Here is an 11,540-nt window from a genome sequence, read left to right as displayed (position 1 = left end):
GTTTAGACATCAAAGGTTTGACAGGTTTTTTTGTCCGCAAAGGTACTGTGGCTTCAGGTATTTTGATCTCAGGTATGTGTACATCAATATCAAGTATTTTTTTGGGGATTTTTAAGACTATTCAGCAAGCCGTTACATACGAAAAATTCCAGGCCGAACTACAAAAACGAAAGAAAGTTGAAGCACGCCTGCAAGAAAGCGAACAACGCTACTTTACTCTAGTCAAAGTATCTAATGAGGGGATATGGGCCACAGATACCCAAGACAGAATCAGCTTTGTCAATCTCAAAATGGCTGAAATGTTAGGCTATGAGATAGATGAAATACTCGGAAAATCTCTTTTTGATTTCATGGACAGTGCAGGTATTGCAATTGCTAGAAAAAATATAGAGCATCGTCATCAAGGAATTGCCGAACAACGGGAATTTAAATTTCAGCACAAAGATGGAAGCGATGTGTGGGCAAAGGTATCTGGGAACCGAATTTTAGACGAATTAGGAAATTATGTTGGAGGACTTGGCACCTTCGCAGACATCAGCATCCGCAAGCAGACTGAATTTAGTCTGCAACAGAGCGAGCAGCGCTACGCATCTCTGGCAATGGCAGCTCCGGTGGGAATTTTTCGCTCTGATGCTACAGGACACTTCACATACATCAACGAGCGCTACTCTTTGATCAGTGGACTATCTCAAGAAATGGCTATGAAAGATGGATGGCGACAAATCATACATCCTGAAGAGCTTGACTGGGTTGTCGCTGAATGGCAAAAATTTGTTTTAGAGAGTAGTCAATTCCAGCTTGAATGTCGCTTGCTGCAACCAGATGGTACGATAAATTGGGTCTATGCACAGGCAGTTGCTGAACGAAATGCCGATGGAATAGTAGTGGGATATGTGGGAACTATCACAGATATTAGCGCTCGCAAACAGGCTGAAATAGCATTGAAGCAAAGTGAACAGCGATTCCGCAAACTTTTTGAGTCAACTCCTAAAATTGCGGTTCAAGGATATGACCGCCATCGTCAGGTAATTTACTGGAATAATGCCAGTGAGGACCTCTATGGATATACAAAAGCAGAGGCGATCGGTCAGAAACTTGAAGACTTGATTATTCCTTCAGAAGAGAGAGAGAGGGAGATCGATTTTACAGATGATTTTTTTGCCAAAGGAGAGCCAGTATTAGCAGGGGAATTTAACTTAAGATGCAAAGATGCTTCTAGAGTCACAGTCTTTTCTAACCACATGATAATGACTAACTCAGAAGGCGAGCCAGAAATGTATTGTGTAGATATTGACATTAGCGGCCGCAAAAAAGCGGAAATTGCTCTACAGACTTTGGTTGAGGGGACTGCTAGCACCACTGGCAAGGACTTTTTTCCAGCCTTAGTAAGACACATTGTAGAAGCTCTGAATGTCTCCTGTGCGATCGTGAGCGAACTGGTTGGCGATATGCTTCGTCCATTAGCTTTTTGGGCAAATGGTTCCTTGCAACAAAGTATTTCTTATCATCCAGCAAAAACTCCATGTGAACGAACATTGCGAGACGGAAAATATTTCTGTGAATACTCAGTGCAACAAGAGTTTCCTGAAGATTTAGACTTGATAAACATTGGAGCAGAAAGTTATTTGGGCATTGCCTTACGAGATAGTAATGGCAAGACAATTGGTGGTTTGTGTATCCTCAATCAACAGCTCATTCCAGATCCAGAGCGAGCCGAACAAATTCTGCGGGTTTTTGCATCTCGTGCTTCTGTAGAGTTAGAACGTCAACGAGCAACAACATTACTAGAAGAACTTAATCAAAAACTAGAAACTAAAGTTAAAGAACGCACAGTCAAACTACAGGAGCGAGAAACCCGCTATCGTGCCCTCATGGATGGAGCCAGCGATGCTATTTTGTTGGCAGATCGGCAAGGTAATTTACTGGAAGCTAACCATAAATTTGAAGAACTGTTAGGCTACACTTCTACAGAGATTACCTCTATGCACTTTACTCAACTACACCCACCAGAAGAATTATCGCAAAGCATTGCAGCATTTGAGGATGTAGCAAATCAAAAGTCTTCCCAAATCTTGGATATTAATTTTCTCCGCAAAGATGGTAGTATAGTTCCTGTTGATATTTCAGCTTCTTTAATTGATATTAATGGTGAAAAAATCATCCAGAATATTTTGCGAGATATCAGCGAACGCAAAGCAGCAGAAAGAGCCCTGATGATGACCCAGTCAGCAGTAGACTTTGCGGCAGAAGGAGTATTTTTTGTGCGCTCAGATGCCAGCTTTTACTATGTTAATCAAGCAGCTTGTTCCATGTTGGGGTACAGTATAGAAGAACTACTAAATCTATCGATGTTTGACATTAACTACGATATTTCCCCTGACGATTGGATTGAACATTGGCAAAATATTAGGCAAAGAAAGAACTTCACAAATGAATCCCGATATCAAGCCAAAGATGGTAGCGTCTATCCTGTAGAAGTTAGTATTAATTATCTACAATTTCACACAGAAGAATACAGCTTTGCTTTTGTTAAAGATATCAGCGAGCGCAAGCAGGCAGAAAACGACCTACGTCAATCTCAAGAATTCTTACAAACTGTTCTTAATGTCTTGCCACTTTATGTCTTTTGGAAAGATAGACAATTAATGTATTTAGGCTGTAATCAAAACTTTGCTGAAATAGTAGGTTTGTCTAGCTCAGAAGCAATTATTGGCAAAACTGATTACGATATACCCTGGAAGAATACACAGGCAACCGCTTATCGTGCTGACGATCTGGAAGTTATGGAGTCTGGTTTGGCTAAACATGAGATTATTGAGTCCCAGTTACAAGCTGATGGTAATCAAAAATGTTTAGAAACCCACAAAGTTCCTCTCTATAGCCTTGATGGGGAAATTATCGGAGTTTTAGGAGTATATCAAGATATTACTACTCGCAAACAGGCAGAATCAGCTCTGAAACAACAACTTGCTGCCATTGAAGCGGCAATTGATGGCATAGCCATTCTCCAAGGAAATAGCTACCTCTATGTCAACCAAGCTCATGTGAATTTGTTTGGCTACCAAAACATGGCAGAAATTGTGGGCCAACCCTGGCAAATTTTTTATTCTCCAGAGGAGAACCAAAGATTTGAGCAGGAAATTTTTCCACTATTAGAGCGCGATCGTGCCTGGCAAGGAGAAGCTACAGGTACTCGCAAAGATGGCTCTACCTTTGCCGAAGGACTATCACTAACCCTAACAGAAGATGGGTTATTAATTTGTGTATGTCGCGATATTACAGAGCGCAAACAAGCTGAAGAAAAACTTTTCAAAAGTGAGGCAGCATTGGTTGAAGCACAACGAGTTGCTCATATTGGAAACTGGGAGTTTGATGTCAAAACTCAAAAAATTACCTGGTCAAAAGAACTTTTTCGGATGTTTGGACTCAGCCCAAATCAACCAGAACCTTCTTATGCAGAATATTTTCAGATGATTCATCCTGATGACCTCACATTAGTCCAACAGCAGTTTGAATCGGCGATAGTCAATGGAATTCCTTACAAAATTGACTATCGGATCGTCTATCCTGATGGCTCCACTCACTACCATGAAGGACGTACAGCAATCGAACGAAATTCTGAGGGAAAAGTAATTCGCCTGTTTGGCACAGCCTTAGATATTACCGAACGCAAACAAGCAGAAGATCATCTACGGGAGTTGTCTACTCGCCTAAATTTGGCAGTAGAGTCTGCCGGTATCGGCATTTGGGATTTTGATATTGTAAAAAATATTCTGCTCTGGGATAAACGAATGTATGAACTATATGGCATAACCCCAGATGGTTTTACTAATGTCCGTGAAGCATGGCTTAAAACTTTACATCCCGACGATCGCCCCATGGTAGAAACTGCCTCTATGCAAGCTCGGTTTGATGAGAAAGAATATAATACAGAATTTAGAGCTATTCATCCTGACGGTTCTATCCATTTTATTAAAACCAGCGCTCTAGTGCAACGCAACCTCCAAGGAGAAGCTCAAAGGATGATCGGGATTAACTATGACATCACCGAACAGAAAAAAGCAGAAGCAGAACTGAAACAAACCAATGAGGAACTTGCCCGCGCTACTCGCCTCAAGGATGAATTCCTAGCCAGTATGAGCCACGAACTCCGTACCCCCCTCAACGCCATCTTAGGCATGAGTGAGGCGCTCCAAGAGGAAGTGTTTGGCGCGGTCGATGAGCAACAACTTAAAGCACTACAAACTATTGAACACAGTGGTGCTCATTTGCTAGAATTGATTAATGATATTCTCGATGTCGCTAAAATTGAAGCGGGTCGTATAGAACTTAACTACACCCAAGTTTCAATCTATCATCTTTGTCAATCTAGTATAACCTTTGTTAAACAACTAGCACTGAAAAAACGTATTCATCTAAAAACTAAACTGCCAACCAATTTGCCCATTATATTAATCGATGAGCGACGTATCCGCCAAGCTTTGATTAATCTACTCAATAATGCTGTCAAATTTACTCAAAATGGGGGGAGTGTCACTCTCACTGCTACCCTGAAACAAGGCCCTTTGAACCCAGGTGTTGCCAATTTTCCCAAACAAAACTATATCCAAATTGCCGTCATTGATACAGGTATCGGCATCACTCCAGAGAATCTCAAAAAATTATTTCAGCCCTTTATTCAAATTGATAGTGCCCTGAATCGTGAATATAACGGGACAGGTTTAGGGTTGACCTTGGTAAAGCGTATTGTAGAACTTCATGGTGGGCAAGTTGGAGTTAAGAGTGAAATTGGGGTGGGCAGTTGTTTTACCATGGATATTCCTTACGCTGCTACAGTACCTTATTATGTTGAATCAGAAACTAATTCTGAAGTCACGATCAAACCTAGTCAGTTAGACGGGGATATATCCCCCCCGTTAATACTACTAGCAGAAGACAATGACGCAAATATCACTACAGTTTTGAGCTACTTGAGAGCAAAAAATTATCGTCTTATTGTGGCAAAAACTGGAGAAGAGGCAATTGCTCTTGTCCAGTCAGAAGACCCTGACTTGATTCTAATGGATATTCAGATGCCTGGAATGGATGGGTTAGAAGCTATCAAACATATCCGTCACGATCTAAACTTGGTAGATATTCCGATTGTTGCTATGACTGCTTTAGCTATGGAAGGCGATCGCGAACATTGCCTGGCTGCCGGAGCCAATGATTACTTAAGCAAACCCGTTAAAATGAAAAAATTAGCAAATACTATTCAAGAATTGTTAACTTTTAAAGAGGATAAATGATGAAAAAAACATCAATAGTTAATCAAAGCCACTCACTGGTCTATATTTTCCCAAATTATCCTGAAACTGGGAAAATTGCTAGTAGTCAAGGTTGGGAGCATTGACTTAATCAAAGAATAACGATATAATACCTTAAAAAGCATACTATTAGACAGGCTGTGATCAATCTCTATGAAATCAATCAGAACCAAACTCAAATTCAATAATAAACAAAAAACGCTCTTTGCTCAACACGCGGGCTACTCTCGATGGTGCTATAACTGGGGCTTAAGTTTGTGGAATGCTGCTTACAAGGATGGTTTCAAGCCAAACACTCGTAAGCTTAGAGATGTGTTTACCAATCACACAAAACCTCTTTATCCCTGGATGAAAAACTTGTCGTCTAAAGTTTATCAATATGCTTTTCCTACGGAATGCTACGCAAACATCAACTTAGGTGAAGCATTTAAGAGGTTCTTTTCCTGCGGAATGCTTCGCAAACAAGGGTTGGGTAAACCCCCAAGGTTTAAGAAAAAAGGTAAACATGATTCTTTTCCTACGGAATGCTACGCAAACACAATTGATAATTGTGGAAAACCAATAGAATTAAATGGATGGAATCATAAAATACCTTTTATTGGTTGGGTTAAGACTTATGAGCCAATTGAGGCGACTACTCAAAAAATAACCATTAGTAGACAAGCGGGGGATTGGTACTTAAGTTTGAGCTATGATAAGCGTGCAACTCCCACACCAAAAACTACTGATGTTGTAGGTGTTGATTTAGGCGTGAAAACGCTAGCAACACTAAGTACTGGTCAAGTTTTCCCAAGCATTAAACCTTACCGTACAGCTCAAGATCAACTAGCAAAATTGCAACGGCAACTGAGCAGGAAAGTCAAACATTCAAATAATTGGCACAAAGCTGTAATCAAGCTAGCGATCGCAGCACAGACGAGTAGCTAACATCCGCAAAGATGCACTTCATAAATTGACAACATACGCAAGCCTTGAACCACAACCCACCCCCATCCCCTCCCGGGAGGGGAGCTAGAGGGGTGGGTGAAGATTTGAACGTCAGCGGTATGTTAGCCAATCATAAGCTAGCTAAATCAATTAGCAGATAGTGATTTTATGAGTTTCGTAGACAGCTAGAATATAAAACTCAGTGGTACGCTTGGTGAGTTAGTAATAGTTGATAGGTTTTTTCCATCATCAAAAACTTGCTCGAATTGTGGTCATGTTCAAGGTATGCCATTGCATTTGAGGACTTATGATTGCAAGAAGTGTGGCTTGTCAATAGATAGAGATTTGAACGCAAGTATAAATTTGAGAGATGCGGTCGGCTCGGTCGTCAATGCCTGTGGATGAGAAACCGCCGACGGCCTCAGTAGAAGCAGGAAGTAAACATTAAAATATAACTTTTTATGACGTTTTATATCGGTTTTATAGAGCAGTTGCTAGCTAAAGGCGTGCAGCCAGAAATTGACAATCTCAAGGTACAAAATCTTCTCTATCCAGAAATTCTGCCCCGTTGGTATGATACTATCTCCCAAAAAAAACTAATTTTTGCTATAATTAATACTCTACTAGAAATATTCGATCTGATGATAACTGATACACAGATTCCTGTAATCAATTGCTTTGAAATGCTGAAACTGTTCCGCAATGATAATGCCCTGAAATATATAACTGTAACTCTCTCATCTACTTCGGTATCAGGGGTTGCATATTTGCCCATTGAAATTAGCCCTGGGGAGGTGAGGGGGGTGAGAGGGGTGAGGGGTGTGAGGGTGCGGGGGTGTTGGGGGTATGGGGAGTGTTGCATATTTGCCCATGGGAATTATAGTTTGAGAAAAAGAGGAAGTAAAAGATGGGTTACCAAATAATTAATAATTAATAATTAATAATTAATAATTCTGGTTTAAAGCCTCCCCTTTTAAGGGGAAAAAAGCGGTCAAGGGATGGCGAGGAAACCTACGCCATATCCAATCGACCAAGAAAAGAAATAATATTTCCTTATATTCAATTCCCTAACAGTTTTAACCAGAGGTAATTAGGGCTTGCTGAAAAAGTCTTATGGGTGAAGGTAGGAGACAGGAGACAACCCACCCCTAGCCCCTCCCAGGAGGGGAGGGGAAGACAGGAGAAATGGATCGGGAGCGAGGAGGTAGGAGCGGGCGTTTTTTCCCAAGATGGTTCTGCCCAACTCTTGACCAAAATCCGCTCCTAATTGAACCATTACCACCTAAAACCTCGCACTTTTTCCAGATCTAAAATTGCTCAAACCAATATCAGTCAATAAGCGCGATATTTAATCAGCAAACCCTAATTATCAATTATCAATTATCCATTAATGAACTTTTCTTCTGCAAAGATTCATCCCTTAGTTCAGCAATGCCCGGTATCAGATAGATCGACAAACAAGCTTAAATGCAGGAGGTGTTAACGAAGTCAGAAGTCAAAAGTCAGAAGTCAGAAACGAGTGTGTAATTCTGAACACAGTCCCTCCAGAATGTAAGACACACTTCATTACACTCAGAAGTTAACCCACCCCTCGCCCCTCCCCCTCCCAGGAGGAGAAGTAGGAGATTTGAGCAACTCTCCAAAAATATTTCGCCTTAATAAAGATGGGGTTGCGCGACCCAATTATTTTGATAATTTTCTGCCCAAACCTATATAAATGCTGAGGAGATATTCACTTATCTAGAAGTGACTTGGAAATATATAACAATTAAGTCAGCCCCAACTTATACTATTACTATCACTCAAGATGATAGTCTCGAAATAGTAGCACCTCTACTAGAGGATTTATATCATGTCCGGTTGAATACTTATACTTTGGAGAAGGTAAGGCAGCTATGCTGGAGGCAGGAGACAGAAGCGGTGCGACCCCGCGTCGCCGTCAGACGCAAGGGAATGCGCACCAAGAGAGGAAAGAAAAGGTTAGAAGGGAAAAGGTTTTTTTATCACTGATTCTCTGGACATGATATTACAAATTCTATTTGAGTTAGCCCAGGATGGCTTACTACTCAAACTAGCAAAAATGGTTGAAAAATTTGGACAAAAGAGCGATCGCTATCTGCCCTTTATATCAAATCTAGAGTCATCAAGTAGGGCCCCCGTCGGTAGGACGACGTACAAAAATCAGGTAAGATTGCTGTCGGTAGAGCGACATATAGGAGGGGAGAAAATCAAAAAGATTTAGTAGTTATAACGATTTGAGATTTTTTTTATGTCCAATTCCCCCGGACATGATATTACCCAGAAAATTTAATAACTGGCAAAGCAATTTCAAACAAAAAAAATTGAAATTTTAATTTAAAAACACCTTAATTTTAAGAAATCTATAAACTCTCCCAAGCCATGAATAAAAAATTAGTAAAACAAACAGGGATTATTTTAATCGTTGATGATACACTAGCGAATTTAGATATTCTTTCAGAAACACTTAGTGCAGTAGGATATGATGTAGCGATCGCTAACAATGGAAAACAAGCGTTCAAACAACTAGAGCAGAAATTACCAGATTTAATTTTATTAGACATCACAATGCCTGACATTGATGGCTTTGAAATCTGTAAAAAACTCAAATCCAATCACACTACTTGCAATATCCCTGTAATTTTTATCACAGCTATATCAGATACAGAAAGCAAAATTAAAGGTTTTGAGCTAGGGGCAGTAGATTACATTACTAAGCCATTTCAACAGCAAGAAGTCCTCGCCAGAGTTAAAACTCATTTGCAGTTAAGAAAGCTGACTCAAAACTTAGAAAAAGAAGTCGCCCTAAAAGTCCTGTCATTAGAGCAAGCAAAGCAAACTGCAGAGCAAGCAAAGCAAACTGCAGAGGAAGCAAACAAGGCCAAGAGCCAATTTCTCGCCAGCATGAGTCACGAACTTCGTACTCCCCTAAACGCAATTCTTGGCATCACAGAAGGGCTGCAAGAAAAGATATTTGGCCGTATTAATGAGCAACAAAAGAAAGCTCTACAAACAGTTGAGAGCAGTGGAAACCATCTATTAGAACTCATTAACGATGTTCTGGATGTTGCCAAAATTGAATCTGGTCAGCTAGAGCTAAACTTTTCAATCACTACAGTTTCTTCTCTCTGCCAAGCTAGTCTAGCCTTCATCAGACCACTTGCCGAAAAGAAATGCATTAAACTAGAAATGAAACTGCCTCAATTCCTGCCTGAGTTATTTGTGGATGAACGGCGCATCCGCCAAGTATTAATCAACCTACTCAATAATGCTGTCAAATTTACCCCAGATGGGGGCCATATTTCCCTGGAAGTCCAGGTCAATCGCCAGAAGTTTGACCCAGAGACCAATAAATTCAAAAAATTCCTACGAATTGCTGTTATTGACACTGGCATTGGCATTGCTCCAGAAGACCTCAAAAAACTATTTCAGCCTTTTGTTCAAATTGATAGTTCTCTGAATCGCCACTATCAAGGGACAGGCTTAGGACTTGCCCTAGTGAAACGTATTGTTGAGCATCATGGCGGGCAAGTGGGAGTCACCAGTGAGATAGGAGTTGGTAGTTGCTTTACCATCGATCTTCCTTACACTTTGAGCATAAACAATTGCAAAGGGTTAAAAGTGCAGCCTGAACCTGGCATTGAATTTATTCAGCCTCAACACCATATATCACCATTAATTATGCTGGCAGAAGATAACAAAGTAAATATTAGTACAGTTTCGAGCTATCTGAGAGCTAAAGGCTATCGAATTTTGCTGGCTGAGAATGGAGAGGAAGCAATTACTCTCGCTCAGTCGGAAAACCCCGATTTGATTCTAATGGACATTTCAATGCCAAAGGTAGATGGCCTCCAGGCCATGGAAGAAATTCGTCGTATTCCTAACTTGGTCGATGTACCGATAGTGGCACTGACTGCTCTAGCAATGGTAGGCGATCGAGAACGTTGTCTGGCTGCTGGAGCTAATGATTATTTGAGCAAACCTGTTAGACTAAAACAGTTGACAACCACGATTCAAAAACTTTTAAGCACAAAATAAATGAATTTACCGTCTATTTTAGTAATTGATGATGAACCCAATAATTTTGATGTGATTGAAGCTCTTTTGAGCGACCAAGACTATGAGTTGTATTATGCTGCTAGTGGTGAAGAGGGACTCGCCAACCTAGAAACCTATAACCCAGACCTGATTTTACTTGATGTGATGATGCCGGGAATTGATGGTATTGAAGTTTGTCGGCAAATTAAAGCTATATCCACATGGCAAGCTGTTCCTATTATTATGGTAACGGCATTAAGCGCAAAGTCAGATTTGGCAAATTGTCTAAATGCTGGAGCTGACGACTTCATCAGTAAACCCGTTAATGCAATTGAGCTGAGGGCGAGGGTGAGTTCCATGCTACGCATTAAGCACCAGTATGATAACCTGCAAGCTCTGCTCAAATTACGGGAAGATATGGTAAAAATGGTCGTTCACGATTTACGAAATCCTTTGACTATTGTTTTGTTTGGTTTAGAACTCTTGAAAAATCCTAGTTATCCTAAAGATAAGCAAAACATTAAACTAAATCAAGTTTATTCCTCAGCACAAACATTACAAGCATTAATTGATGATTTATTAAACATAGCTTTACTAGAGTCTGGTCAAATTCGTCTTAATCTCACACAGGTAGAACTATGTAGTTTGATCGAGTCTGCTATTTCAAACTTTGAAGCGGTTGCCGAACAAAAAAATCAGTCCCTAGTTAGTAAACTTCCAGAAGCTCCTGATAAAGTAGTGACTATTGATTTCACTCTCTATCATAGAGTTTTGGATAACCTCATCTCAAATGCTATTAAGTTTTCCCCACATAACAGTAAAATTATCCTGAGTTTGGAATTCCTTAAATCAGGAGATTGCAGAATTCAGGCGATGGACAATGGCCCGGGGGTTCCAGAGGAATTGCGACAAAAGATTTTTGAGAAATACGAGATTGGAACTATGATGTCTGATGTTTCCCAAATAGGATTGGGTTTGGCTTTTTGCAAAATGGTTGTTGAGGCACATGGAGACCAAATTTGTGTTAGAAGCAACCATCCCCAAGGAGCAATCTTTGAAATCATTATGAAGTCTAATGGACTTCTTGCAGAAGTTAGGGAATAGGGGAGTGGGGGAGTAGGGGAGTGGGGGAGTGGGAGAGTAGGGGAGTAGGGGAGTGGGGGAGCGGGGGAGTAGGGGAGTGGGGGAGTGGAAGAGCAGGGGAGTAGGGGAGTAGGGGAGGGGGGGAGTAGGGAGGTAGGGGAGATGGGA

At 40.7% G+C, this 11,540-nt stretch carries 6 protein-coding genes and 1 pseudogene; all 7 read left to right on the top strand.

Translation table 11 applies throughout. From position 1 onward, the window contains the following. Positions 1-101: 101 nt before the first annotated feature. Entirely contained in the window at positions 102-5,288 is a 5,187-nt protein-coding gene (locus tag F6K54_RS30145) for a PAS domain S-box protein (RefSeq protein ID WP_293086099.1), read from the top strand. 165 nt (positions 5,289-5,453) lie between these two features. After that, positions 5,454-6,638 (top strand): annotated as a pseudogene (locus F6K54_RS30140) (RNA-guided endonuclease InsQ/TnpB family protein). A gap of 56 nt (positions 6,639-6,694) precedes the next feature. Then, positions 6,695-7,156 carry a hypothetical protein gene (locus F6K54_RS30135; protein ID WP_293086096.1) on the top strand — a complete coding sequence of 154 codons (462 nt, stop codon included), beginning with the start codon at positions 6,695-6,697 and terminating at the stop codon, positions 7,154-7,156. An 823-nt stretch (positions 7,157-7,979) separates the two neighbouring features. Beyond that, positions 7,980-8,243, top strand: coding sequence for a hypothetical protein (locus F6K54_RS30130; protein WP_293086093.1), 264 nt, complete (start codon positions 7,980-7,982; stop codon positions 8,241-8,243). 10 nt (positions 8,244-8,253) lie between these two features. Then, positions 8,254-8,475 (top strand): hypothetical protein, encoded by a 222-nt coding sequence (locus F6K54_RS30125; protein WP_293086090.1) that lies wholly within the window; start codon positions 8,254-8,256, stop codon positions 8,473-8,475. A gap of 158 nt (positions 8,476-8,633) precedes the next feature. Further along, positions 8,634-10,289 carry a response regulator gene (locus F6K54_RS30120; protein WP_293086087.1) on the top strand — a complete coding sequence of 552 codons (1,656 nt, stop codon included), beginning with the start codon at positions 8,634-8,636 and terminating at the stop codon, positions 10,287-10,289. After that, on the top strand, positions 10,290-11,393 hold the full coding sequence (locus tag F6K54_RS30115; RefSeq protein WP_293086085.1) for a hybrid sensor histidine kinase/response regulator: 1,104 nt from the start codon (positions 10,290-10,292) through the stop codon (positions 11,391-11,393). Positions 11,394-11,540 lie beyond the last annotated feature (147 nt).

Source organism: Okeania sp. SIO3B5, from assembly GCF_010692555.1.
Taxonomy (GTDB): Bacteria; Cyanobacteriota; Cyanobacteriia; order Cyanobacteriales; family Microcoleaceae; genus Okeania.
The sequence above is the reverse complement of the archived record's forward strand: the minus strand, read 5'-3'. Positions and strand labels throughout refer to the sequence as shown.